Origin of the sequence: Methermicoccus shengliensis DSM 18856, assembly GCF_000711905.1 — an archaeon.
Classification (GTDB): domain Archaea; phylum Halobacteriota; class Methanosarcinia; order DSM-18856; family Methermicoccaceae; genus Methermicoccus; species Methermicoccus shengliensis.
The window spans coordinates 168,684-193,527 of sequence record NZ_JONQ01000008.1 but is presented as its reverse complement, the minus strand read 5'-3'; the positions used below and the strand labels follow the sequence as shown (position 1 = coordinate 193,527).

The window sequence follows — 24,844 nt, the reverse complement described above, 5'->3', positions numbered from 1 at the left end:
GACAACTTTTGAATTAGTTTTAGACAACTTTTGAATTCTCCTTCTCTTCTCCTCATAAACCCTGTGAACGTGATATAGCTCTCTTAAATCAAATCTGACAACTCTGTTATTTATCAGTCCAGTATGTTAGTAAGAGTAACATTTACAAGACCTGTCGCTGTTTTGCTATGCAAAAAACCGAGAAAGCCCCTCTCCCGCACGAGCCGCACTGCCTCTATCGAAGGGCGGTCTCGTCTCCAGGTCCCAGATTCAAAAACAGCCCCATTGGTGTGCAAAAGGCTAAAGAGGATGAGGTCGGAGGGGTGTGCATGACAGATGCGGTGGTGCTGCTCTCTGGTGGGCTGGACTCTCTGGTGTGCATGGCGGTGGCGGCACAACACCACGAAGTCCTCGCCATAACGTTCGACTATGGACAGCGGGCTGCAGTGCGGGAGAGTGCCGCTGCAGAGGCGATAGCCCGCCACTATGGCGCATCCCACAGGGTGGTGGAGCTTGGCTTTCTTGCGGGCGGTGCGCTCACCGAGGGTGGTGCACTGCCAGAGCCCACGCCAGATGAGCTCTCTGGGGATGCAGCCAGAAGGAGCGCAAGAGCGGTGTGGGTTCCAGCCCGCAACCTCGTGTTCTGCTCGATTGCTGCGAGCGTGGCAGAAAGCCTCGGGGCACACACGATATTCATCGGGGCAAACGCAGAGGAGGGAGAGACGTTCCCAGACAACACACCGGCGTTCGTGGAGAGCTTCAACAAAACGCTACATCATGCCACACTCGAGCGGATGGAGCTCGTGGCGCCCCTCATCGAGCTTGAAAAGCCAGACATCGTGCGGCTCGGGGCAGAGCTTGGCGCACCGTTCGAGCTGTCGTGGTCGTGCTACCGCTCTCTCGAGAAACCGTGTGGGAAGTGCGAGTCGTGTGTGAGACGAAGGAGAGCGTTTGCACGGGCGGGCGTGAGGGACCCTCTGGGGTGATGCCATGAGGGCATGTGTGCACGAGCTGTTCTCCTCCATTCAAGGGGAGGGCACGCACGTGGGCGAGTGGCACGTGTTCCTGCGCTTTTCTGGCTGCCCTTTGCGCTGCATATACTGCGATACCGTCCAAGCCCGCACCGTCCGCTCATCGTGCGTGGTGCACACCAGCCCCCCCTCGGTGCTGCACAACCCCGTGGGGCTGGACGAGGTACTGGATGCGATAGAGTGTCTGTGGAGCACAAGATGCGAGTTCGTGAGCCTCACGGGTGGCGAGCCGCTGCTCTATCCCGACTTCATCCTCGCCCTCGCAGAGCACTGCCCTCACCCTCTGTATCTCGAGACCAGTGGCGTGCCCCACAGCTCCGCGCTTCGGGTCGCCCACACGATAGACGTGGCTGCGTGCGACATCAAGCTCAGAGAGCATGGGGCGACCTCTCACTATGGGGGGCTGGTGGAGCAGGAGATTGCCACCATCCGTGCCCTCGTGGAGGAGGGCGTGGAGGTGTGCGTCAAGGTGGTGGTGCTCGAGAGCACGGAGGTGGACACAATAGAGCAGGTGGCATCGCTGCTCGAGAAGCTTCCCATCACGCTGGTGCTCCAGCCCGCGGCTGGCACGGTGATGGACATGGAGAGGTTAGCGCGCATGGCGGATGTGGCGGCAGAGCACGTGGAGCACGTGAGGGTGGTGCCCCAGCTTCACACACTGCTCAACATCAGATGACCTTGGTACTCCACTTGCACCTCCTTAACATCTCGTCCCATTGCCATCCAGCCTCGCTATCGGAGTGATACCAGCCCTGACGGTTTCGCCCACGGCAGCGCACACCCTCCACGGCTCATCGAAGTGCACCTCCACCCTCGAGCCCAGCACGATTCTTCCTATGCGCTGCCCCTGCTCCACGCTCTCACCCTCCCTCACAAAGGGGTCGATTCTTCTTGCCAGGGTGCCAGATATGAGCACCACCTCCACATCACCGTGCTCCGTGCTCATCCTCATGGACAGGCGCGCATTGCCCCTCGAACGGGAGAGAAACGCTGGAAGATGGGAGTCCCCGATGCTGCGCATGTGCACCACCCTCGCATCACATGGAGACCTGCACACGTGCACGTCCCACAGGCTCATGAACACCGCCACCCTTCCCTGCTCTGCCTCCACCACCGTGCCATCGGCTGCCGAGAGCAGCACACTCGAATCATGAGCGCAGGCTCTCTCGGGGTCCCTGAAGAACAGCACGAAAAAGCCCCCAAGGACGAACAGCCCGATGCCAAAAAGCAGAATCCAGCTCATCTGCCTCGCCTCCTGAGCAAGGACACGAACTCGTCTATCACATCCAGCAGCTCTGGAAGCAGCCATAGCACCACATAGGCTATTGCCACGAGGGCAAGGGTGGAGCCCACCTTGGCGAGCACCGCATGAGCCACGTAGAAGCTCTCATACGGGTCAGAGGAGAACCACAGGTACCCTGTGGCGATGACCACGAACGCATTTCTGAAGAGGTTCAGCACGTATATCACGGGCACCGAGGCAAGAAGCGCCATGAGTTTTCTCCTGCCAGCAGCGTCTGTGGCGAGGATGAGCCCAGTGAACAGGGCGATGCTCTCGATGGCTGTGCACGCCAGCACTATCTCGATGTCGAAGCCCTGCACCACGATGTGGCTTGGGGGCAGAAGGAGGGCGGCATGTCCCAGCGCACCCACGAGCCACACCGTCTGGGATGCCACCTCCATCTCGAGCATGCTCTGGAGTGTGTCGAGCTGTGCAAAGGGAAAGTATACCATCCCGCCTATGGCGCTCGCCCGCGTGAGGGTGAGCAGAGCCCTCTCTGAGAGTGCGGGACTGCCCCGATAGAAGGAGAGCATGAGGTACCCGATGAGGGCACACAGCGCGGCAGCTCCCAGCGTGACCACCACGTTGTACCAGTCTGCAATCGCCGCATAGTGGGATGGCTGGAGCAGCCAGTGCACACAGAACGCCCACCAGCCAGCAGCGCCCAGCAGCATCCGCTCCCTTCTGGGATAGAGCGAGGCTGAGAGCAGCAGGAGGATGGACACCCAGAGCACGCCTTGGAGCATGAGCACACCTCTCACACGCCCTATAAATCGGTTGTGTCTGGCACGTCAAGTCCCAGAGCCCTCGCTGCGAAGAGCAGACCAAAGCATCCAGTGAGCATCATGTCCCCGAACGGTGCGGGAAAGCTCACACTCAGGCTCGAGCCCCTCATGATGTGCCTGTTGGGTCCAGTGACGAGCACCCTCGTCTCGCCTATGGGCTCTTTCACGTATGCCCCGTGTCCACCCTCCTCGAACACCTGCTCGTGGGTGAGCGTGCCGCTCCATAGCCCCTCTATCAGGGCGTCGAGCTTTCTCGCGTCCACCAACCGAGTGTGGTGCTCGAACAGCCCCACCACCCTGCCATCACACACCGCCGCCCCGAGGGTGTGCCCGTTGCCCACATTGACCACCACACAGCTGCCCTCTTCTTCCGTGAGGCATCCAAAGATGGCTGCGGGTCCCGTGTCCATCACGAGGCACCGTCTGGGCGCGGCATCGGCACACACCTGACGCATGCGGGTGAGGTGCTCTGGCACGTTGCCCATGTATGCAAAGTGCTCTATTCTGCCCCCCCTCTCCAGCGTGCGGCGCAGGTGCTCGAACCTGAACACCCTGTTGGATGACAGGGAGAACCCGTGGTCCTGCACTGCCACAGCCACCACCTCTGGAAGTGGCTCGTCCACGCACAATAGCATGCGCTCGAGCATGGGGAGGTCGAGGTCTCTGAGCTCCACCGCCACTGCATCCTCTGGAGCCTCATCCTCGTGCTCGATGAGGCGCACCCCCATGCGCTCCACCCTTCTGAGGTCGTCCTTGAGGGTGAGCGCCGCATCCCTCGTGGCATATACCCGCAGCCCAGCCTCGATGTGCTCCCTCACCGCACGGGTGATGTGCCCCCCTCCCATCACGCCGCCCGTGAGCACCACGTCCCTGCCAAGCGCCCGTGCCCGCCTCACGGCGCTGGCTTTCAGCAGCGTGGGCGAGGGCAGCACCAGCTTGGTGCAGTTCTCCATCCTCCTCTCTGGGTCGTACACGAGCACGTCCTGCGTGCCCATGCCTATGTCGATTGCAATGAGCCTCATCACCCATCCCATCCACTCAAGTGAAAAGTAATTTATGGTGGGTATGGAAAGAGGCTCACTGTCCGTGGTCAGCATGCATCTCATAATCACAGAAAAGCACAACACAGCAAAGCGCATAGCCCACATACTCTCGGGTGGAAGGGCAGAGCACAGGAAGGTGGAGGGCATAGATGCGTACACGTTCTCCAACACCACGGTGGTGGGGCTAAGGGGGCACGTGCTCTCTCTTGACTTCCCAGAGCAGTACAGGAGCTGGCAGGCAACGAGCGTTAGGGAGCTCATTGGGGCAGAGGTCGTGCATGTGCCCACAGAGAAGCGCTATGTGAGGGCAATTCAGAAGCTGGCAAAGGATGCAGAGGAGATTACAATAGCCACAGACTACGACCGAGAGGGGGAGCTCATAGGGGTGGAGGCTCTCAGGATAATAGAGCAGGCGCATCCTGGGTTGCTCGATGGGGTGAGGGTGAACAGGGTGCGCTACAGCGCCCTCACCAAGCAGGAGATAGAGGAGGCGTTCTCACATCCAGTGGAGGTGGACTTCAGGCTTGCCGCCTCTGGGGAGGCGAGGCAGACCATTGACCTCGTGTGGGGGGCGGTGCTCACCCGCTACCTCTCAATTGCAGGGGGAAGGCTGGGCGATAACTTCCTCTCGGTGGGCAGGGTGCAGTCCCCCACCCTCGCCCTCATCGTGCAGAGGGAGAGGGAAATTCAGGCGTTCGTGCCCCAGAAGTACTGGGAGATTGAGGCAACGCTCGAAAACGATGTGGTGGCAAGGCACGAGCATGGCAGGTTCGACGACAAAAAAGAGGCAGACGAGGTGCTTCAGAGGATAGTGGGCAGGGCAACGCTGGTGGGGCTCGATACTGGAAGGCGCACCGACCGCCCACCCACTCCTTTCAACACCACCGAGTTTCTGAGAGCCGCGAGCGCCATTGGCTTTTCCGCATCGAATGCCATGAGGATAGCAGAGTCCCTGTACACCAACGGATACATTTCCTATCCAAGAACGGACAACACAGTGTATCCCAAGAGCGTGAACCTGCGGGATGTGCTCTCTGCCCTGAGGGATGGGGAGCTCGGGGAGTATGCCGCAGAGCTGCTATCCAAGAAGCGGCTATCCCCCACCCGAGGCAAAAAAGAGACCACCGACCATCCTCCCATCCATCCAGTGGCGGCGGCAAGGCGCTCGCAGCTGAGCGAGCAGGAGTGGAAGGTGTACGAGCTCATAACGAGACGCTTTTTTGCCACGCTCGCAGACCCCTGCATCGTGGAGACACAGCGGGCGGTGTTCGAGGTGAACGGCGAGCAGCTTGTAGCCACGGGGCTCAGGGTGCTCGATGAGGGCTGGAGGCGGTACTACATCTACTCGAAGGTGGAGGACAGGCCCCTGCCAGAGATGCAGGTGGGAGAGCGGTACGCAGTGGTGGAGCCAAGGCTGCTGGAGAAGCACACAAAGCCCCCAGCGAGGTACACCCAGGGCGCCCTGATAAAGAAGATGGAGGAGCTTGGCATAGGCACAAAGTCCACGAGGCACGAGATCATCGCCAAGCTGTACAGCAGGGGCTATGTGGTGGGCAACCCCATGAAGCCCACACAACTATCGTTCTCGGTGATAGACGCCCTCGAGAGCAATGCCCCCAACATCACCCGTCCCGAGATGACGCGCAAGCTCGAGCAGGACATGGACAGGATAGCCGAGGGGGCAGTGAGCGAGCAGGACGTGATAGAGGAGTCGAGGGACATGCTCTATCGGGTGTTCGACCAGCTCGAAAAGAACACCGAAGCCATATCGAGGTCCATAAGGGAGGGGCTGCGGGAGGATGCGGTGCTCGGCAGGTGTCCCTCGTGTGGCAAGGACATGCTCATAAGGCGCTCGAGAAGGGGAGGAAGGTTCGCTGGATGCTCTGGATACCCGGAGTGCACGTTCACGCTGCCCCTCCCAAGGTCGGGCAAGATAGTGGTGAGCGACAGGGTGTGCGAGAGGCACGGGCTCTTCCACATCACGGTGGTGAGCAAGGGCAAGCGGCCATGGAGGGTGGGCTGTCCCATGTGCAGCTTCGAGGAGTGGAAGAGCTCAAACGGCAACACGAATGGCGACAAGGGTCAGGACCTCACTGACATCGAGGGAATTGGCAGGACGTATGCCAAAAGGCTGCGGGAGGCTGGAATAAAGAGCGTGGATGCCCTAAGGCAGCTATCGCCAGAGAGGGTCTCGGAGCTCACGGGCATACCGCTCTCGAGGGTGAGGAGGTGGGGGGTGTGGTGATGGACTCGATGCTCTGGGTGTGCTCTCATTCGGCAATCTGCTCAAGATATATCACGAGGCTCAAGATATATCACGACGATGGCTTTATGCAGTACCATCCAACCAGCACAAGGGTGTTCTGCTGAAAATAGAAAAATTTAAAATTTAGTTAAGTCGTTTTCTGTGGGGAAGTTTATGAAGGGTAGGATAGTTGCAATTAGCATAGCTGTAATATTTGCCATTGCAATCATATTGCCCTTCTTGGTGAACGTTTCTGGAGAGCAGAAAGTTGAGCACATTCAAATTAATAACATCGAAATAAAGGCAAAGAAGGTTAATGAAAGTCATGCAGATATTGAGTTTATACTCACTGTTTACCGCTCAAAGGTTGTCAGCAATGCAACGTTAATTGTGAGTGTGTATGACAAAAGAACGAATTTACTCCTTCAAAAGTATGAAATTGAAGTTTTAAGAGAAGGAAAGGAAGGGCTGAATGAAATGAATGTAACTGTAGCTTTTGAAAAGGATAAAGATTACAACATTGCTTTTGAAATAAGAAAGGATAACAAGATTGTAAGCTCGAGAGGTATGAGTCTTAAAGGCTTGGATACGCTCCTTCCGAAGGATAAGGAGCTGAAAATGACCCTGAAAGATGCGGACTTCAAAATTGTTGAGGTCAGCGGTAATAAAGCGGTTGTGAAGACGAGATTTTACATAGAAACAATGGAAAACTACGATGACACTGTTTTTCACATCAAAGCAATACAGTATGAGTCCAATGTGCTCGCTGCTGAAAAGTGGCTGGAGATTGAGATTAAAAAAGGCAAAACTCTGCTTGTGGAGAGCAATCTAACAGTGCCTAAGGATTACAATTACCTTGTCAAGCTTGAGGTATGGAGAAACGGCTCACTGCTTAAAAGCTGGAGCAAAGTCCTAAACTTAGCTCCAACGAAGAGGATTCCTGAAAATGTGACTGAAGAGGGGGTGAAATTTGAAGTTAGCCAGTTTGTAAAGCCCGAGGGAGCTTATGAGACGCCTCCAACTCCAGTACCAACTCCAATAAAAGATTATGGTGACAAAGTTGGAATGCCTGGCTTCGAAGCTGCTCTTGGCATTATAGCATTGGGAGGTGCCTTAATATGGAGGAGACTAAGATGAAAAAGTTTGAGTTGGAAGACGTACTAAAGAAAATCTTCATAGCTCTAAGCGTGATACTTTTAATATTTTCAGTCTGGGGGCTTTACAGCTCTCTGAATGAGCTAATACGCATATGGATAGGCTACAAATATGCTCCAATCTACAGAACTTTACTAAATCTTGCAATATTGATTTTAGCTATTTACGTCCTCAATCTACTCGCCAAAGGCAAAAAGTCATGAGGCGACAACTTGGAATATCGAAGTCTTCTTTACAAAAAATCGCTAAGAAAGCCCCTCTCCTTTGAGGGGATGAATTAAATGAGGTGGGCTGGGGCAGGGGGTAGTTAAAAAAGAGTTTGCTCAAGATGTTCTGATTTTTATTCCCAACACAGAGAAAAATTACTACAGCAGCAAAGAGGCAGGGGCTGCGGTGACTCAGCCCGAAGGACTACATTGATATAATTCTTGGTTTTACTGATTACTGATTTTGATGAAATTATTCCATAGGGTTACCATATCTCTCACCGACGAGGAGATGAAACTTCTGGAAGAGCTCAGAAGGGATAGTGGAGAGAGTTTAAGTCAGATTTTCAGGGATGCACTTTACATATATTACCGGCTGGTTAAAGCGGGGAAAAAAGCTGGAGTTGATTACAGGAAGTATTTTAATGATATAGAGAGGCTCGCATATCATATATATAATGTTGAAATGAGGCAATTTGTAATTCTCGACAGAGAATTTTACAGAGTTTTACTGAAAAAACTCCAAAAAATTGAGAGACCAGAGGAAATAGTTGATGAAGAATTTGTGAATGCTGTAAAAGGTATTGCAAGGCTGTTTTTAATCGATTATGGGTGGAATGAGAATACAAGTGATGTTGAAAAAGCCGAGGCAGTTTTAAGAACAATCGAATTCGCTGGAGGAGGGACTTTTGTTAAGGTTAATGAGCATGAATTCGTATTTCGAACACCTCCTGAAAACCTGATTGTAACAAAAATAATAATAAAAACTCTTCTCGAATCAGGCGGAATAAAGGCGAGTTTTGAGACTACTTCGGAGAGAATTTTCATAAGAGTCGAAAGCTAGTCCGAATTAAAAATTTTTTACTCAAAGTCAAATAAATTTGTTATGAACTCCTTCGTAACAGAATTTATGTAAGAGAGTCACAATTTTTCAAAATGGGGTGTCTGTATGACGGACGTAAGAGAAGAGCTCGTAAACGCACTGGCTGACCTCGATGAGGCAAAGGCAATAGAGCTTACGAAAAAGAGGGTTGAGAGCGGTGAAGACCCTTTCGCAATTCTCGAGGATGTTAGAAAAGCTACGGACATAGTCGGAAAACGTTTCGAGGAGGGCAGATACTTCGTTTCTGATTTAATGATGGCTGGAGAGATACTCAAGCAAATAATGGATGTCGTGAAGCCGCTGATTGGAGAGAAAGCTGGAGAAAAGAAGGGCAAAGTCGTGATAGGCACGGTGGAAGGAGATGTGCACGACATAGGGAAGAGCATAGTCATAGCGCTTTTAGAGGCTGAGGGGTTTGAAGTTGTGGATCTGGGAGTTGATCAGCCACCTGAGGTTTTTGTTAATGCCGTTAGGGAGCATAACCCGGATGTTGTTGGGCTCAGCGGGCTGCTCACCGAAGCCATAGATTCGATGAAGAAGACTGTAGATGCTGTAAAAAAAGAGGCTGAAGTGAAGATAATTATTGGTGGAGGCAGAGTTGATGAAGAAGCCAAAGAATACACGGGAGCAGACGACTGGACAGATGATGCTGCTGTTGGTGTAAGGAAGATAAAGGCTCTGGTGGGGGTGGAGTAGATGGATGTTGAAGAGTTAAGGAAAGAGAGGCTGGAAAGGCTTGAAAGAGCCTTGAAGTGTAAAGAGCCGGACAGGGTACCCATATTAGTGTTTAACGACGTTTGGTGTGGTACCTATTCTGGATACACGGCAAAGGAGGTCTATTTCGAGTACGATAAATGGATAAAAGCTACTCTGAACGTTGCAAAGGACTTCGAGTTCGACTACATATTCACCCTCAACGGTCTTGAAGGAATGTTCCTTTTCGCAAGCTTCATCGAAAAAGCACCAGAAGTCGCTACGAACATGAGATTCGTAACAGCGCCTTACCACGACATCCTGCAGGATGTATATACAAGGTGGCCGGGAAGAGAGCTCAGAGAAGACATGCACCCGCAATTTATCGGAAAAGAGATAATGAAAAAGGAAGAGTACAACAAGTTCATCGAAGCTCCAATCGATTTCATGCATGAAGTCGCACTTCCGAGAATCTGCAAGAATGTTGCAAATCCGGGTTCTGCCGACTACAACGCCGCTCTCGCCAAGCTCGGGATGGAAGCCGGGAAGTACAACGCCGCAACGAACAGCTTCATAATGGAGCTTATGAAGATTGGCTATCCGATGTGGCCGATGGCTCACGGCTACGCACCTCTTGATTTCATCGGCGACTTCCTTAGAGACATAAAGAACATCGTCATCGACCTTTACAGAGTGCCCGACGTCGTGATACAGGCCGTCGACGCAATCACTCCGCACCTTGTCAAGACCGCCAGCATATCCGGAAGTGTTCCGGAAGAAGTCATGAAAATGCTCGGAGTAAACCTGATCTGGTGTTTCTACCCGTTACACCTGAACGAATATCTCAACCCCAAGCAGTACAGAGAATACTACTGGCCTTCGCTCCTCCACTGCTGGAAGGAAAACGTAAAGGCTGGACTGCTCCCGTTCGTGCTGTTCGAGGGAAGACACGACGCACATCTCGAGACGCTTCTTGAAATTCCAAAGCGCGGTATCGCTGGAATGTTCGAGAAGACGGACGGAAGAAAGGTAAAGGAACTGGTAGGAAACGATATGTGCATAATGTACGGACCCACGAACACGCTTCTCGCCAGTGCCACTCCCGAAAAAGTTTACGAGTGGACGAAGGAGCTTGTGTTGGACATGAAGGAGGGCGGTGGATTTGTCCTGTTCCCGGGTGTCGACGCTGCAGGAATTTCCAGAGAAGCCAAACTCGAGAATATCAAGGCCATGATTGAGGCTGTGCACAAATACGGTCAATATTAGTTAGCCTTTTCATTTTTATTAATAAATAAGAATCAATATTAATGATTGTGGTGAAGTGAATGGACATCGAAGAGTTGAGGAGGGAGAGGCTGGAAAGGCTCGAGGCTGCTATAAAATGCAAAGAGCCAGACAGGGTGCCAATAAGGGCTTTTACACACATATGGCATGGAGCATATGCAGGACACACGGCTAAGGAAGTGCTTTTTGATAATGGGAAATGTAAAGATGCGTGGCTTAAAGTAGCAAAGGATTTTGATTTTGACACTTTCACAGTTATCAGTGGGCTGGCAGGATGGATTTACGCTGTAGCTTTACTCGACCAACAGGACATATCAGCCACAGCGCCTCTCATTCTTGGCCCAACCCACATTGCCCTGATGGACGTGTACACAAGATGGCCAGGTTATGAACTGGAGGAAAATGCCCACCCACAGTTCATAGGCAAGGAAATAATGAAGGTGGATGAGTACGACCAGCTAATCGAAAACCCTCTGGAGTTCATAAACAAAGTTGCGATGCCGAGGATAAACAAAAAACTCTCAAACGTTGGTTCTGCAGAATACAACGCCGCTCTTGCAAAGTATGGCGTGGAGCTTGCAAGATTCGGAGCTTTCATGGCTGAAGTTTCGATGGAACTTGCAAAAATTGGATACCCAGCCATCCCGATGTCATGGGGCTATGCTCCGCTTGACTTTATAGGCGACTATCTCAGAGACATCAAGAACATGGTAATGGACCTCTACAGACATGGCGATGTAGTAAAGCAGGCTGTAGAAGCAGTAACTCCCCTCCTAATAAAAGTTGCTGAAGTCTCGGCTCCTCCGGCAGAAGTCAGAAAGCAGATTTTCGGAACAGATGTTGTGGAATGCCTCATCCCGCTCCATCTCAATGAATACCTGAACCCAAAGCTCTACAACGAGTTCTTCTGGCCCTCGCTCAACGAGGTTATCAAGGAAGTTGTTAAGATGGGGCAAACACCATTCGTGCTTTTCGAAGGAAGGCATGACGCACATCTCGAAACGCTGCTTGAAGCTCCCAGGAGGAAAGTGGTTGGAGTCTTCGAGAAGACTGACCCAAGGAAGGTCAGAGAAGTGCTTGGAGACCACGTCATACTTGTCTCAGGGCCTCCAAACTCTCTGCTGATTGGAGGAACGCCGCAGAAAGTGGAGGATTTCATGAAAAAGCTGCTTGAGGATTGCAAAGAAGGAGGGATGATGATTTATCCTGGAGTTGATGGTGGAATTTCGAGAGACGCGAAGCCCGAGAACGTTAAGGCTATGATTGAGGCTGTTGAAAAATATGGAACTTACTGATTTTTATTATTTATGAATGTTTTCATAACAATCTTTATAGCCGCCACCTTCCCAGTTGGTGATATGATGTTCAGGGAAAAAAGAGAAATCTATCTGATTTCTGCGGCGATTCTTGCAATGTTTGCAATGTTTGCAATGTTTTCACTGATATGGAGTCAGTCCTATCTATTCATCATGAAAAACTACGCTCTTAACTCTGTTTCTACAGTTGCTCTTGCAGCATCTTTCTCTGCTGCTGGAAATCTCTTAGTACAGGTTCTTGCAGCTGCAGCTTTACTTCATTTTCTTTCCGTGATGGTAATCCTTGCAGGGAGAAAACATGCAGGAGGTGTTGAAAGTGTTTAGGTTCGGGAACCAGAAGGCATTCGAGATAGGCAAAGTGAATATAGGCGGTGAGCCCGGAGATAACCCGACAGTCCTGATAGGCAGCATATTCTACGGGAAACATAAGATCGTGGAGGACGAGAAGAAGGGGATTTTCGATAAAGAGAAGGCAGAGAAGCTGATAAAAGAGCAGGAGGAGCTGAGTGATAAAACGGGAAATCCTGGACTTGTTGATGTTGTTGGCATGAGTGAGGAAGCGATAAGGGGATACATGGAGTTCGTTGCTGATGTAACTGACAAACCATTCCTCGTTGATTCTGCAATAGCTGACATCAAGATAGCCGCAGTCGAATATGCAAAGGAGGTGGGGCTTGAGAAAAGAATCATCTACAACTCGATCTCTCCCGAGTCGAAAGACAAGGAAATCGAGGCATTGAAGAACAGCAATATAGAGGCTGCTGTTGTGCTCGCTTACACATTCAACGTTACAAGCAGTAAGGCAAGAATCGATGCTCTTGAAAAAGTTCTTCCAAAGCTTGAGGAGGCGGGGATAACGAAGCCCCTCATCGATACGTTTGTCATGGACGTTCCCAGCCTTCCAGCGGCTGCGAAAGCTGCGATGGAGATAAAGAAAAAATATGGATTCCCCTGCGGCTCAGGAGCTCACAACGCAATAGCGAGCTGGAAAGGGTTTAAGAACATGCTTGGAAAAGAGGCTGAGAAGCCTGCAGTTCTGATGGCAAACACCCTCCAGATAGTCCTTGGGTCGGACTTCGTACTCTACGGCCCGATTGAAGACAGCAAACTCGTCTTTCCTGCAGTGTTCACAATAGACACGGCCTACAGATACTTTGCAAGGACAAAAGACCTAATAGAAATTTAAGTTGAAATATGAGCGATGAGCGTCAGAGTAACGTTCGAGCCAGCAGGAAAGAAGATTGAAACCTCCTCCAATTTTATTCTTGAGATTGCGAGAGAGGCCAATGTTTCTTTGCGTTCAGACTGCGGTGGAAAGGGCGTTTGCGGGAAGTGCAGAGTAGTCATTGTCGATGCAAGAGGAGAGATGAGTGAGGTAAACGAAGTGGAGAGGAAGCACCTAACTCCAGAAGAGATTGAAGCTGGCTACAGGCTTGCGTGCCAGGCAAAAATACTGAGCGGGAGGGCAACTATCTTCATGCCTCCTGAAAGCAGGATGGAGGCGAGGAAGGTCGCTGAGGTGGCAGTTGAGGAGAAGGTTGAGCTGAATCCTGCGGTTAAAAAAGTGCATTTGAGGCTGCGAGAACCAACGCTTGAGGATGTAAAGCCAGATTTCGAAAGGTTAAAGTCAGCACTTGGAGAGGTTGAGATTCCATTGAGCCTCCTGAAAAATCTTCCGAAATTACTTAGGGAGGCTAACTGGGACATCACGGCGGTTTTGTGGAACGGAAAGCTGATTGGGATTGAGAGAGGAGACACCACGAACAGGTCTTTCGGGCTCGCGATAGATATAGGCTCATCGAAGGTAATTTGCCACTTAGTTGATTTAGTTACCGGCGAAACCATTGCAAGAGGATACGCAGAAAATCCACAGGTTGCTTACGGAGAGGATGTGGTATCAAGGATTACTTACGCATCAAAAAGCGACGAAAATCTGGAAAAATTGCAGAGGATCGTCGTCGAAGTAATAAATAAAGTAATAGATGAAGTTTGCAGGGAAGCCGGAGTGAGCAGCGAGGAAGTTTACGAGGCAGTTGTCGTTGGCAATTCGGTAATGCACCACCTCTTCTTTGGTATCTATCCGAAATACATCAGCGTTTCCCCCTTCACCCCTGCTGTGAGAAAAGGGATAAGCTATCCGGCAAAAGAAATCGGACTTAAGATAAACAGCGAGGGATACGTGAGCTCTTTGCCATTAATCGCCGGCTTTGTTGGGGCAGATGCTGTGTCAAACCTGATTGTCACAAAGATTCACAGAAAAGAAGAGGTCAGCATGGTTATAGACATTGGAACCAATACAGAAATTCTTCTTGGAAACAGAGATAGAGTCCTGGCCTGCTCAACACCTTCTGGCCCAGCTTTTGAAGGCGCACACATAAGTCATGGAATGAAAGCTGTTAGCGGAGCGATAGAGAAAGTAAAAATCGAGGACGAGGTTGTTTACGAAACGATCGACAACGTGAAGCCGAAGGGAATATGCGGGAGCGGGATGATCGACCTCGTGGCTGGGCTCTACAAAGCCGGGATAATAAACGGGAAGGGGAAGTTCGTCAGAGAGACTGAGAGGATAATTAAAGACCGCGTTCCAAAATTCGTTGTTGCGTGGGCAGATGAAACCGAGACGGGAAAGGAGATTACAGTTACCGAAAAGGACATAAACGAGCTTCTGATGGCAAAGGGGGCTATAAGGTCTGGATGGATGATTCTGATGGAGAAGCTCGGAATTGAAGCGGAGAATATTTCTAGGATATATTTGGCTGGCTCCTTTGGAAGGCACATAAATATCGAGAACGCGAAGCTCATCGGACTTCTGCCAGATGTTCCAAATGACAGAATTGTCTTTGCTGGAGACACAGCTGTTGGTGGTGCAAAGATGGCTCTGAAATCTGTTAAGGAGAGAGAGGAGATTGAGGAGGTTGTTGACTTTGTCGAGTATGTCGAGCTTTCCGTTGACAGGAACTTTTACCGAACTTTCGTAAGGGCGATTCCGATATCGCAAATTTTAAATTCCAAAAAGTTTCAGGTGAAAAATGGAGAAAAACTCTCTTCATGATCCTTTAAAACATGAAAAAGCACATAATTAGGGAGCTTTCCGGAGAGCTGCCCCTCCTTGAGTTTAAATGTCTCAAAAAGAGATAATCGAGGAGACAAGATTGACGAAAGGGACGGTATCAAAGAAAGAAAGCGGTGATGAAAAAATTACCTCAGAGATTAACGAGATTCTCTTGAAAAACTTCACCGAAGATGAAAAGCGGACTCTGCAAACCCTTCTGAAAAAAATGCTGAGAAATATTGAGCTTACGGGTGATGTGGCTTGAAAGAGTTGCGAGGAGTTGAAGTTCTCACAGGAGACCCGAAAAAGGCACTTGTAAAGCTATCTATTCCGATGATGATCAGCAACCTCGTTTTCACTCTCTACAATTTAGCAGATGGAGCGTGGGTTGCTGGGCTGGGAGCTGATGCTTTATCTGCAGTGGGCATCTTCTTCCCACTTTTCATGGTTTTCATCTCATTATCAATGGGAGTTGGAATAGGGGCGAGTTCAGCCATATCAAGAAGAATAGGGGCTGGGGATAAGAGGGGAGCAGACAACATCGCGATGCACGCAATCGTAACGGGTTTTGCTGCGGCATTAATACTCACCTTAACTATAATCAGACTTGAGCATTTGCTGAAACTGCTCGGAGCTGAAGGCAAAGTTTTGAGCCTTGCCTTAGAGTATTCGAGAATAGTTGTTGCAGGCAGTGTTTTCCTCGTTTTCAACAACATTGCAACGGGGATACTGAACGGCGAGGGGAATACGAAAAAGACGATGTATGCAAATGTTGCTGGAAGTGTCATCAACATCATTCTGGATCCGGTCTTCATCTACATTCTTGGCTTTGGTGTTGCGGGAGCTGCATATGCAACCGTTCTGTCGATGGCAATCTCATCCGCTGTTTTCATCTACTGGTTCCTTGGCAGAAGTTATGTTGATGTGGGGCTAAAGAACTTCAGCGCAGATAGAAAGATCCTGTTCGACATTCTAAGAGTTGGTCTGCCCTCCTCCTTCTCCATGCTTACCATGTCGATCGCAATGGTCTTCCTGAACGCCATAATCATCAGAGCTGGAGGGAGCGATGGGATTGCGGTTTTCACAAGTGCATGGAGGCTGATAAGCGTTGGTTCCATCCCCACCTTCGGGATGGCTGGAGCGGTAACTGCTGTTGTCGGGGCATCTTTCGGAGCAAGGAATGCTGAGAAGCTGAGGATAGCCTATCTTCATGCAATAAAACTAACAGTTCTGATAGAAGTACTCATAGTTTCGGCAATGATAATTACTGCTCCAAAAATAGCAATCGTTTTCACATACTCCGAAGCTTCATCAAGAATCTATCAGGGGCTCGTTAATGCCATGAGAATTCTACCTGCTTTCTTACTCTTCGCACCCCTCGGCATGATGACCGAGTCTATGTTTCAGGGAATAGGGAGGGGTGAAAATGCCTTAGCTATCACAATTCTGAGAACCATAATTTTTGAGCTCATCTTCGCCTACATTCTCGCCTTTCCATTCGGCTTTGGATTTTTCGGAGTGCTGATGGGAGTTACCGCCGCAAACATAGCCGGAGCTCTGATCGCATTCATTGGGGGGACGATGAGCATCAGAAGGCTTGAAAGAGAGTTACGGTAGAGGTGAGAGTATGAGGAGAGCGGCGCTTTTAACAATAACTCTCGCTTCATTCCTAACTCCCTTCGCGCTTTCATCTGTAAATGTCGCTCTCCCGATGATTGGAAAAGGGTTTGCGGTGGATGCGATAACGCTCAACTGGATTGCTACCGCTTATCTTCTTTCTTCCGCCATGTTTCTCATTCCATTCGGCAGGATAGCTGATATTAAAGGAAGGAGAATGGTTTTTGTCCTCGGAGTGGGTGTTTTTACTGCAGGATCACTGTTCTCAGGCCTATCCACTTCTGCAGAAATGCTGATAGCATTCAGAGTCCTGCAGGGAATTGGAGGTGCAATGGTATTTGCGACAGGAATGGCAATTCTAATCTCCGTTTTCCCGCTAAATGAGAGGGGAAAAGTTTTAGGAATCAATGTGGCTTCAGTTTACACCGGCTTAAGCCTTGGCCCCTTCTTCGGCGGCATTTTAACCCAGAACTTCGGATGGAGGAGTGTTTTTCTTGTAAATGTCCCTCTCGGCATCATTGTTGTTGCAGTCGCCCTATGGAAGCTGAAAGCGGAGTGGGCTGATGCTAAAGAGGAGAGGTTCGATTTGGTTGGCTCTGCAATTTACAGCCTGATGCTCGTGCTGATAATGATTGGTGTGTCTGAATCAACCCTGATTCTGATAACAGCGGGCTTGGCTCTGCTGATTGTCTTCATTGTCTGGGAAAGCAGAATCGAACATCCCGTCCTTGAAATAAGGCTTTTCAGGCGAAACATAACTTTTGCATTCTCAAACCTTGCGGCTCTGCTGAACTACGCTGCCACTTTCGCCGTAACCTACCTCTTAAGCCTATACTTGCAGTACATCAAAGCTTTAACGCCCCAGCAAGCAGGTTTCATTTTAATCGCACAGCCAGTCGTTCAGGCAATGCTTTCACCATTTGCAGGGTGGCTTTCAGACAGAATAGAGCCGAGGGTTGTTGCCTCAACAGGAATGGTTTTAACGGCATTGGGCCTATTTATATTCTCCAATATCAACGAGAGCACGGAAATCTCGATGATAGTGGCGAATCTAATGCTTCTTGGCCTTGGCTTCGCTTTATTCAGCTCTCCGAACACGAATGCAATCATGAGTTCTGTAGAGAGAAGGTTTTACGGCATCGCCTCAGCAACCCTTGCAACGATGCGTTCTGTGGGACAGATGTTCAGCATGACCATTGTTATGCTCATCTTTGCCATCTACATTGGAAAGACTTTAATCACTCCTGAAGTTTATCCGCTGCTTATTGAAGCCACACGCACGTCCTTTGCCATTTTCTCAGTGCTATGCTTCTTCGGGATATTCGCATCACTTGCGAGGGGGAGGATAAGATAGCTTTTTAAAAAGCCAGAAGAAAAAAGTTAGATGAAGTGATCCCATGGGGTGGAAGAATGAAGAAAGAAAAACATCAAAAGAAAGCCAGAATCATACTATTTTGCACTCCAATCCTCTTGGGGTTCACTCAAGCACATGGGAGGATTGAAAGCCACTAAAGAACTGATTGAATTGTGCCACGTTGACAAAAATTCGTATGTCTTGGATGTCGGTTGCGGTGTCGGAATAACCGCCTGCTATATGGCAAAGAGGTATGGCTGTAAGGTAAATAGAATTTGGCGGGATGACAGAATCGTTCCTTTTGAGGATAATATTTTCGATGCGGTTATAAGCGAGTCCGTAAATGCCTTCACGGGGAATAAACAAAAAGCGATAGGCGAGTATAAGAGGGTTGTAAAATGAAATGACCTTTGTTCTGAAGCCTTCTCTAAAGCCCTACCGTTTTTGCACTTTTGTCTTCAGCCGTGTTAGCAACCTGGAAAGTTTCGGAGATTCACTTCTTCAAACAAGCCCAGATTTAGAAGCTGGTTGATGACATATGACATCAAAGAGATCCTAAAACTGGGAAAGGTTCGAAGTGGACTCCGCCAAAGCTGCCTTGTTGATGCGGGCTATCTTGGAGGCCCAAGCCTTAAGCCCACGGTAAGGGTGGAATTTACGAGTACTTCGGTCTCAGGAAAGAGCAACACGGCTCTTGAAGAGACTTGGAATTCGCAAATAATTTTTGTTATGTTAATCTTCATAATATCTTAGATATAAATCTTATTTAGTAAGACAAAAACGAAAAATTTTAATATATTGTTAAACCTAAATACCAACATGCGTAATAACGAACTCCTCACCCGAAAGCAGATGTGGCTGGAGAGGCTCAAAAAGGAGAGAAAGTTGCGGAATCCAACCGAAGATCACAAAATTGGTCTGACGGCCTTGCAAAATAGAAGCAGAAGAGGGATAATTAAGTTTATTGGAATTGAGGGGAAGAAGAGTCTGGATTTACTTGAGCAAGCTCTGTTTTTGGAATCTTTTGAGGAGGACGGAAAGAGATTCTACAGGTTCACGCCGAGGGGGGAGGCTTAGAAAACGTGGAGTGGAGGTGAATCATGGAGGTTGAAAAAATCCTGAAGGAGGTGGACATAGATTTCGAATCCTTTCGACAGCAGATAAAAAGATGGGGCGATTTCAGCAATCTTGAGCTTGCACTCGGGGAGGGAATAAGCAGGGAAGAGCTGATCGAAGACTTGTTGCATCCCTTATCAGATTCGGATCGGTTTGAGGTTTTTGGAAAAGGATTTGGGAGGCGATAATTTTGGAGCTGAAACCAAATAAGAGGGAAATCACCATACCAATGCCACTAGTCCTCATCTCAACCCTGAGCAAGAACGGTGTAAGAAATGTTGCACCTTACTCAAACGTAATGCCGATACTGAGACCTTGGGATCTGATAGCAATATTCTCATGGATAAAGAGGGATACCCTGAACAACATAAGAGATACAAAGGAGTTCGTGATAAGCGTTCCAACGGCAGATATGGTTAACGAGACCATGGTGACCTCGAAAAACTATTCGCCAACTGTCGATGAATTTGAGATGGCTAATCTCAAACCATATCCCTCAAAGATCGTTAAACCACCCGGTGTGGCAGGATGTATAGCGTGGATGGAATGTGTTCTGGAAAAAGAAATTCTTGAAGAAAACAAATACTCAATCATTATTGGAAAAATAGTCAGACTTGAGATCAACGACGAATACGTTAATAAAAACGGAGATTTGGATTTTGAAAAGGCAAAACCAGCCGTGATGATATGCGGAAACAGAGGAATGTATTTCACATTCCCAAAATGGACCGGAGAGTTTAGAGAGTATTCTGAGATGTTTTTGAATAGTAAAGATCCTTTGTCTGGAGGTGATGCGGATGAAGATTCTGGTGTGCGGTAAGGGAGGTTGCGGGAAGAGCGTTGTTGCCGCCCTCATTGCAAAGGAGCTGGCGAAGAGGGGCAAGAAGGTTCTCGTAGTGGATACGGACGAATCAAACTTCGGTATCTACAGGAACTTCGGCGTTGAACAGCCGAGGGACTTCATGGAGTTCCTCGGGGGGAAGGAGAAGGTCAGAGAAAGGCTGTTAAGCTTCCTGAAAAGTGGCGAAGGTGAGAAAACAAGAATGCCCGACAAAATCAGCCTGAATGAGCTTCCAAAGGACTTCACAGCTGAAAAGGATGGCATAAAGGTTATTGCGATAGGCAAAATCCACGAGTTTGGAGAGGGCTGTGCATGTCCGATGGGGGCTGTTGCCCGGGAGTTTCTGCAGGCTTTGAAGCTTGGCGAAGATGAATTCGTAGTCGTGGATACGGATGCGGGGATAGAGCATTTCGGCAGGGGAGTTGAGGCTGGAGGTGATGTCGTCGTTGCAGTAATCGAGCCGAGCTACGAATCAATCAGGCTGGCTGAGAAGATAGTGGAGCTGAGCAGAAAAATAGGTAAGAGGGTTGTTAAAGTCGGGAACAAGGTCGATGAAAGCTCGAAAGAGTTCGTTAAAGCAGATGCTTATCTCCCTCTAAGGAAGGAGATACAGCAGGCCTGCCTTCTTGGAGAAGAATTGCCTTTGGTCGATGAGGCGAGGGGAATAGTGGATGCAATCCTCGAAAGATAACGGGTGAGGCGTATGGAGTGTTCGAAGTGCGGGGGAGAGATAAAGCCCGAAGAAGCGGTAAAAATTGGAAACAGAGTTCTATGTGAGGATTGTTATTTCGATGAAATAGACAGAGTTCGAACATGCGATCCATGGGCAGTAATGCTTGCCAAAAAAGCTAAGACTGGAAAAAAGCTGACACAAAGGCAGCAGGCGATCTATGACATCGTGAAAGAGAGAGGAAAGGCTAAGATCGAAGAAATCGCAAAGGAACTCGGAATTAGGGGGGGAGACGTTGAAAGGGAAATCGCCGTTTTGAGGCACCTCGAACTTGTGAAGGGAAGAAAGGAGGGTAACGAAGTATTCATAGTTCCCTTCGACAGTTGAGGTGATTGTGATGGAAGACCCCATGGAAAGATTAGCCTCAGAGCTGCCAGAGGTGTTTGAGAAGTTCGGCAAACTTCACGAAGCTGTTTTTTCAGATAGAAGCCTTTCGGTGAAGCAGAAGGAGCTGATAGCCGTAGGAATTGCTGTAGCTATCAGATGCTCTCCCTGCCTGAGGCACCACGTGGAAGAGGCTCTGAAAGCCGGGGCGACTAAGGATGAGATACTCGAAGCGGTCTCGGTCGGGTTGACCATGCGCGGCGGACCAGCGATGCACTATGCTGCGGAAGCGATTGAGATGCTGGAAGGAGATCATGAACATTGAACCCGTCGGCATCATCAGGTCGCCTTACAAGAGTTTCGATGAAGCACCGCATCAGGGGAGGTTCTCGAAGGAGATCTACGAGATCGAGATCTTCCCCGAATTCGAAGCAGGTCTGGAAGATATTGAAACTTGCACTCACCTGATCGTCCTCTACTGGCTTGACAGAGCTAAAAGAGATACCCTTATAGCGGTTCCACCGCACGATAAGAAGGAGCACGGTGTTTTCGCAACCCGATCACTTCATAGACCGAATCCAATTGGCTTCGCAGTTGTGGAGCTTCTGGAAAGGAATGGAAGAGTTTTGAAGGTCGAGGGGCTTGATGCCCTTGACGGGACGCCCGTTGTAGACATAAAACCGTATTCATCCCAGCTCGATTGCGTTGAGAATGCAAAAATAGGGTGGTTTGAGGAGGTGAAAAAAGAATGAAGAAAATCTCTCTTCTCCTCTTGGTTTTGGTGCTCACCTTAGCTTTCTCTGGATGCACTCAGCCAGAGCAGCAGGTTGGAGAGACTGTAAAGGTGACCGATCTCGCTGGCAGAGAGGTGGAAGTTCCAAAGAACGTTGAGAAGATTGTCGCAATAGGTCCCGGAGCTTTGAGGCTGATAACGTACATGCAAGCCGAGGACATGCTCGTTGGAGTGGAGAACGTTGAGAAAACTCCGACTGCAGCTCGCCCATATTCGCTCGTGATTCAGGAAGAGATAGCCGATCTGCCCGTCATAGCTCAGGGCGGTCCCGACGATCCTAAGGTGGACGTTGAAGTTCTTTTGAGCGTTAAACCGGATGTTATATTTGCTTCGAGTGCCGTAAGCACGCAGATCGTCGAGGACATTCAGCAGAAAACAGGGATTCCCGTCGTCGTCATCAGCCTCGGAACTCCTGGTAGATTCGATGAAGAAGAGCTGTTCGAGTCATTCAGGATCATAGGAAAGGTTCTTGATAAGGAGGAGAGGGCTGAAGAGATAATTGACTACATCAACGCAACCATCGAAGACCTCTCGAGCAGGGTTGCCGACTATCCCGAAGATAAAAAGCCGAAGGTCTACGTCGGAGCCCTGAGCTTCAAGGGCGGGCACGGCATCGAATCAACGCAAAAGATATTCCCACCGTTTGAGGTTCTTGAAGCCAAAAACATCGTGAAAGAAGCAAACGTCACGGGCAACTTCATACAGGTTGACAAGGAGTTCCTTCTATCGGCTCAGCCGGACATCATATTTCTGGATGCCAACAACGTTCAGCTCGTAAAGCAGGACTACGAGAAGAACCCCGGATTCTACAGATCTCTGAAAGCCTTCCAGAACGGCGAGGTTTACTCAATATATCCCTTCAACTGGTACTGGACGAACATAGAGCTCGCTCTGATCGACACGTACTGGATAGGCAAGGTGATCTACCCGGAGCGCTTTGCCGATGTAAGCATAGCCGAGAAAGCCAACGAGATATCGGAGTTCTTCCTCGGAGAGCCGCTTTACGACGAGCTCGTAGGAGAAATAGGTGAGCTGGGGAAGATAAATGTCAGTAGCTGGTGATTACAGGAAAGAGCTTCAGAGGAGAGTTTCCTTTAGCATTTTCGTCCTTATTTTTCTCCTTCTCATCACCTTCGTAGCTCTAAATCTGGGAAGCTATCAGATGAGTCTTGAGGAAATTCTGAGAGGATTTTTAAGCGGAGATGCTGTCTTGTGGAATGTCAGAATTCCGAGGATTGCTACATCTCTGCTCGTTGGCGCAAGTTTAGCCATTGGTGGAGCTGTTTTGCAGTGTGTTCTAAAGAATCCTCTCGCATCCCCCTACACCCTTGGCATCACCCACGGATCGGCCTTTGGGGCGAGCATTGCAATAGTTTTCTTCGGTGCTGGCTTGACGCACAGAGTGGGGGAAGGTGTCACGATCACAAATCCCTACTTAGTTCCCCTCTTCGCATTCGCTGGGGCAATGATTACTGCCACAGTCATACTTCTCCTCGCAAGGCTCAGGAACCTCTCGCCCGTTGCGATAATTCTGGCTGGAGTTGCAATGTCTTCCCTCTTTCAGGCTGGTGTCATGCTAATACAGTACTTCGCCACCGATATTCAGGTTGCGGCAATCGTTTTCTGGACTTTTGGCGATGTTGGAAGAGCGAGCTGGAGCGAGATTTACATAATTTTTGCCATCTTCGTGGTATGCTTCCTTTACTTCTTTCACAGAAGGTGGGACTACAACTCCCTCCTTCTCGGAGATGAAACTGCGAAGTCGCTGGGCGGAGAAGTTCAGAGGATAAGACTCGAAGGGCTAATACTCACATCACTCCTCACTGCCACATGCGTTTCTTTTACTGGAATAATCGGCTTCGTTGGGTTAGTTGCTCCACATATGGTTAGATTGATGATAGGGGGTGATTACAGGTTTCTAATTCCTTCGAGCACAATTCTTGGAGCGTTAATTCTTTTGGCCTCAGATACTGTTGGAAGGACGGTAATTGCGCCAGTCATCATTCCAGTTGGGATTATCACATCCTTGCTCGGTGCACCGATGTTCATTTATCTGCTCTTGAGAGAGGGTGGTGGATATGATTGAAGTAAAAAACGTCATTTTTAGTTATAACTCGAAAGAAGTGTTAAGAAACGTTAATCTGTGGATTGAGAGAGGTGAAGTTGTCTTTTTACTCGGTCCGAACGGAAGCGGGAAGACCACTTTACTGAAATGCATTGCAGGAATTTTGAAGGCTAAGGGTGAAGTGGTTGTGGATGGCAGTAATCTATGGAAGCTTTCGAGAGCTGAGATAGCTAAGATTTTTGGCTACGTTCCACAAAGGGGAGAAATCAGTTTTCTTACAGTATTCGATGTGATACTGCTTGGAAGGAAGCCGTACATACGGTGGGAAGCAAGTGAAGATGACTATAGAGTAGCTGAAGAAACTATAAAGATGTTCAACCTGGCAAATCTTGCTTCAAGGAAGTTGAATGAGCTGAGCGGAGGAGAGATTCAGCTCGTTCTTATAGCCAGAGCCTTTGCCCAAAGACCGAGGTACATTCTCCTCGATGAGCCGACGAACAATCTTGATATAAAAAATCAAATCTCCGTAATTAAAATTCTGAGGAAAGCTGTAAAGGAAACAGGGGTCTCGGCAATCATCACGACTCACGAGCTTAACTTGGCTGCAAATTTTGCGGACAGGATAGTTTTAATCAAAGACGGGGGGGTTTTCGCCAGCGGTGGAATTGAGGTGTTAAGCAGAGAAAACATAAAGGCTGTTTACGGAATCGATGTTGAAGTTGTTAAGATGAACAAAAAGGTGGCAATTCTGCCGGGTGATTAAATGCTGGAAACTCCCGAACTGGCTGAGAAGTTTGAGAGTTAGAGCTCTTCGGCTTCGCGGGCTTCTCGTATTTCTTTATGTCCTCAAGCTCTATCGCCATCCAGAGCCTCTTCCTTGCTTCTCCCTTTCTCCTTTGCTTCCATCTCTCCTGAGATTTGATGTATTCTTCCAGTACCGTTTCAGGATCGGAGACATCATTCGTCAAAAAGCAGAAGAGACAAGCAGTTCAAGAACTACAGCGATGTATCCTTCGTGCTCTTCGCTGCGGAAGAACTTGATCATTTCGA

General features: G+C 49.3%; 31 protein-coding genes. 27 read left to right on the top strand and 4 right to left on the bottom strand.

The features are described 5' to 3' along the window. Positions 1-167: 167 nt before the first annotated feature. Together queC and BP07_RS03300 are read left to right on the top strand one after the other, a co-directional pair. Positions 168-965, top strand: a complete 798-nt coding sequence (queC, locus tag BP07_RS03305) for a 7-cyano-7-deazaguanine synthase QueC (protein ID WP_211247042.1) — start codon at positions 168-170, stop codon at positions 963-965. Positions 966-969: 4 nt separating this feature from the next. Further along, positions 970-1,686 (top strand): 7-carboxy-7-deazaguanine synthase QueE, encoded by a 717-nt coding sequence (locus tag BP07_RS03300; protein ID WP_042685537.1) that lies wholly within the window; start codon positions 970-972, stop codon positions 1,684-1,686. A 24-nt stretch (positions 1,687-1,710) separates the two neighbouring features. Here the strand turns inward: BP07_RS03300 and BP07_RS03295 are convergent, their stop codons facing one another. From BP07_RS03295 to BP07_RS03285, 3 genes are read right to left on the bottom strand one after another with little or no spacing between them, the layout of a single operon-like run. Beyond that, the gene (locus BP07_RS03295) at positions 1,711-2,253 is read right to left on the bottom strand and encodes a phosphatidylserine decarboxylase (RefSeq protein WP_052353203.1); all 543 of its coding nucleotides are present in this window, start codon (positions 2,251-2,253) and stop codon (positions 1,711-1,713) included. Further along, positions 2,250-3,038: an archaeosortase A gene (gene artA, locus BP07_RS03290; protein WP_042685535.1), complete on the bottom strand. Its 789-nt coding sequence runs from the start codon at positions 3,036-3,038 to the stop codon at positions 2,250-2,252. Before artA ends, BP07_RS03295 begins: the two co-directional genes overlap by 4 nt. Before the next feature lie 20 nt (positions 3,039-3,058). Next, positions 3,059-4,099, bottom strand: a complete 1,041-nt coding sequence (locus tag BP07_RS03285; protein ID WP_042685939.1) for a DUF1786 domain-containing protein — start codon at positions 4,097-4,099, stop codon at positions 3,059-3,061. A 43-nt stretch (positions 4,100-4,142) separates the two neighbouring features. On the opposite strand from BP07_RS03285, the gene BP07_RS03280 reads away from it, so the two are divergent. The 25 genes from BP07_RS03280 to BP07_RS03160 all read left to right on the top strand — a co-directional run bounded on the left by BP07_RS03280 (position 4,143) and on the right by BP07_RS03160 (position 24,557). Further along, positions 4,143-6,365: a DNA topoisomerase I gene (locus BP07_RS03280; protein ID WP_245597036.1), complete on the top strand. Its 2,223-nt coding sequence runs from the start codon at positions 4,143-4,145 to the stop codon at positions 6,363-6,365. Beyond that, positions 6,365-6,490: a hypothetical protein gene (locus BP07_RS09125; RefSeq protein ID WP_276624127.1), complete on the top strand. Its 126-nt coding sequence runs from the start codon at positions 6,365-6,367 to the stop codon at positions 6,488-6,490. The genes BP07_RS03280 and BP07_RS09125 overlap by 1 nt, the downstream gene beginning before the upstream one ends. Positions 6,491-6,539: 49 nt before the next feature. Then, positions 6,540-7,502 (top strand): DUF7490 domain-containing protein, encoded by a 963-nt coding sequence (locus BP07_RS03275; protein WP_042685529.1) that lies wholly within the window; start codon positions 6,540-6,542, stop codon positions 7,500-7,502. Then, positions 7,484-7,723: a hypothetical protein gene (locus tag BP07_RS03270; RefSeq protein WP_042685526.1), complete on the top strand. Its 240-nt coding sequence runs from the start codon at positions 7,484-7,486 to the stop codon at positions 7,721-7,723. The genes BP07_RS03275 and BP07_RS03270 overlap by 19 nt, the downstream gene beginning before the upstream one ends. Positions 7,724-7,973: 250 nt before the next feature. After that, entirely contained in the window at positions 7,974-8,570 is a 597-nt protein-coding gene (locus tag BP07_RS03265) for a ribbon-helix-helix protein, CopG family (protein WP_042685523.1), read from the top strand. A gap of 105 nt (positions 8,571-8,675) precedes the next feature. Next, positions 8,676-9,305 (top strand): cobalamin B12-binding domain-containing protein, encoded by a 630-nt coding sequence (locus tag BP07_RS03260; RefSeq protein WP_042685521.1) that lies wholly within the window; start codon positions 8,676-8,678, stop codon positions 9,303-9,305. Continuing rightward, entirely contained in the window at positions 9,306-10,568 is a 1,263-nt protein-coding gene (locus BP07_RS03255; protein ID WP_042685518.1) for a uroporphyrinogen decarboxylase family protein, read from the top strand. A gap of 59 nt (positions 10,569-10,627) precedes the next feature. After that, entirely contained in the window at positions 10,628-11,881 is a 1,254-nt protein-coding gene (mtoB2, locus tag BP07_RS03250) for a methoxylated aromatic compound--corrinoid protein Co-methyltransferase (RefSeq protein ID WP_042685515.1), read from the top strand. A 63-nt stretch (positions 11,882-11,944) separates the two neighbouring features. Beyond that, positions 11,945-12,226, top strand: a complete 282-nt coding sequence (locus tag BP07_RS03245; RefSeq protein WP_157203052.1) for a hypothetical protein — start codon at positions 11,945-11,947, stop codon at positions 12,224-12,226. Beyond that, positions 12,201-13,088, top strand: coding sequence for a tetrahydromethanopterin S-methyltransferase subunit H (gene mtrH / locus BP07_RS03240; protein WP_211247041.1), 888 nt, complete (start codon positions 12,201-12,203; stop codon positions 13,086-13,088). The genes BP07_RS03245 and mtrH overlap by 26 nt, the downstream gene beginning before the upstream one ends. Before the next feature lie 15 nt (positions 13,089-13,103). Next, a complete protein-coding gene (locus BP07_RS03235; protein ID WP_042685513.1) occupies positions 13,104-14,954 on the top strand; it encodes an ASKHA domain-containing protein in 1,851 nt (616 codons plus the stop codon). A 100-nt stretch (positions 14,955-15,054) separates the two neighbouring features. Then, positions 15,055-15,219, top strand: coding sequence for a hypothetical protein (locus BP07_RS08995; protein WP_211247040.1), 165 nt, complete (start codon positions 15,055-15,057; stop codon positions 15,217-15,219). Continuing rightward, positions 15,216-16,571: an MATE family efflux transporter gene (locus BP07_RS03225; protein WP_042685510.1), complete on the top strand. Its 1,356-nt coding sequence runs from the start codon at positions 15,216-15,218 to the stop codon at positions 16,569-16,571. Before BP07_RS08995 ends, BP07_RS03225 begins: the two co-directional genes overlap by 4 nt. Positions 16,572-16,581: 10 nt before the next feature. Beyond that, positions 16,582-17,925: an MFS transporter gene (locus BP07_RS03220; RefSeq protein WP_042685508.1), complete on the top strand. Its 1,344-nt coding sequence runs from the start codon at positions 16,582-16,584 to the stop codon at positions 17,923-17,925. A gap of 135 nt (positions 17,926-18,060) precedes the next feature. Next, the gene (locus BP07_RS03215) at positions 18,061-18,327 is read left to right on the top strand and encodes a class I SAM-dependent methyltransferase (RefSeq protein WP_052353200.1); all 267 of its coding nucleotides are present in this window, start codon (positions 18,061-18,063) and stop codon (positions 18,325-18,327) included. A 417-nt stretch (positions 18,328-18,744) separates the two neighbouring features. Further along, positions 18,745-19,002 carry a hypothetical protein gene (locus BP07_RS03205; RefSeq protein ID WP_042685502.1) on the top strand — a complete coding sequence of 86 codons (258 nt, stop codon included), beginning with the start codon at positions 18,745-18,747 and terminating at the stop codon, positions 19,000-19,002. A gap of 23 nt (positions 19,003-19,025) precedes the next feature. After that, positions 19,026-19,229 (top strand): hypothetical protein, encoded by a 204-nt coding sequence (locus BP07_RS03200; protein ID WP_042685500.1) that lies wholly within the window; start codon positions 19,026-19,028, stop codon positions 19,227-19,229. Between the two features lie 2 nt (positions 19,230-19,231). Then, positions 19,232-19,861, top strand: coding sequence for a flavin reductase family protein (locus tag BP07_RS03195; RefSeq protein ID WP_042685497.1), 630 nt, complete (start codon positions 19,232-19,234; stop codon positions 19,859-19,861). Beyond that, positions 19,839-20,573, top strand: coding sequence for an ATP-binding protein (locus BP07_RS03190; protein WP_042685495.1), 735 nt, complete (start codon positions 19,839-19,841; stop codon positions 20,571-20,573). The genes BP07_RS03195 and BP07_RS03190 overlap by 23 nt, the downstream gene beginning before the upstream one ends. 12 nt (positions 20,574-20,585) lie before the next feature. Next, a complete protein-coding gene (locus BP07_RS03185; protein WP_042685493.1) occupies positions 20,586-20,939 on the top strand; it encodes a LexA family transcriptional regulator in 354 nt (117 codons plus the stop codon). Positions 20,940-20,949: 10 nt separating this feature from the next. Beyond that, a complete protein-coding gene (locus BP07_RS03180) occupies positions 20,950-21,261 on the top strand; it encodes a carboxymuconolactone decarboxylase family protein (RefSeq protein ID WP_042685490.1) in 312 nt (103 codons plus the stop codon). Continuing rightward, positions 21,251-21,688 (top strand): tRNA (N6-threonylcarbamoyladenosine(37)-N6)-methyltransferase TrmO, encoded by a 438-nt coding sequence (gene tsaA, locus BP07_RS03175; RefSeq protein ID WP_042685487.1) that lies wholly within the window; start codon positions 21,251-21,253, stop codon positions 21,686-21,688. The genes BP07_RS03180 and tsaA overlap by 11 nt, the downstream gene beginning before the upstream one ends. Then, a complete protein-coding gene (locus BP07_RS03170; protein ID WP_042685483.1) occupies positions 21,685-22,791 on the top strand; it encodes an iron ABC transporter substrate-binding protein in 1,107 nt (368 codons plus the stop codon). The genes tsaA and BP07_RS03170 overlap by 4 nt, the downstream gene beginning before the upstream one ends. After that, positions 22,775-23,815 (top strand): FecCD family ABC transporter permease, encoded by a 1,041-nt coding sequence (locus BP07_RS03165; protein ID WP_042685480.1) that lies wholly within the window; start codon positions 22,775-22,777, stop codon positions 23,813-23,815. The genes BP07_RS03170 and BP07_RS03165 overlap by 17 nt, the downstream gene beginning before the upstream one ends. Beyond that, positions 23,808-24,557, top strand: a complete 750-nt coding sequence (locus BP07_RS03160) for an ABC transporter ATP-binding protein (protein WP_042685477.1) — start codon at positions 23,808-23,810, stop codon at positions 24,555-24,557. The genes BP07_RS03165 and BP07_RS03160 overlap by 8 nt, the downstream gene beginning before the upstream one ends. Here the strand turns inward: BP07_RS03160 and BP07_RS09220 are convergent. Continuing rightward, positions 24,517-24,762, bottom strand: coding sequence for a DUF365 domain-containing protein (locus tag BP07_RS09220; protein WP_084174078.1), 246 nt, complete (start codon positions 24,760-24,762; stop codon positions 24,517-24,519). The genes BP07_RS03160 and BP07_RS09220 overlap by 41 nt on opposite strands. Positions 24,763-24,844 lie beyond the last annotated feature (82 nt).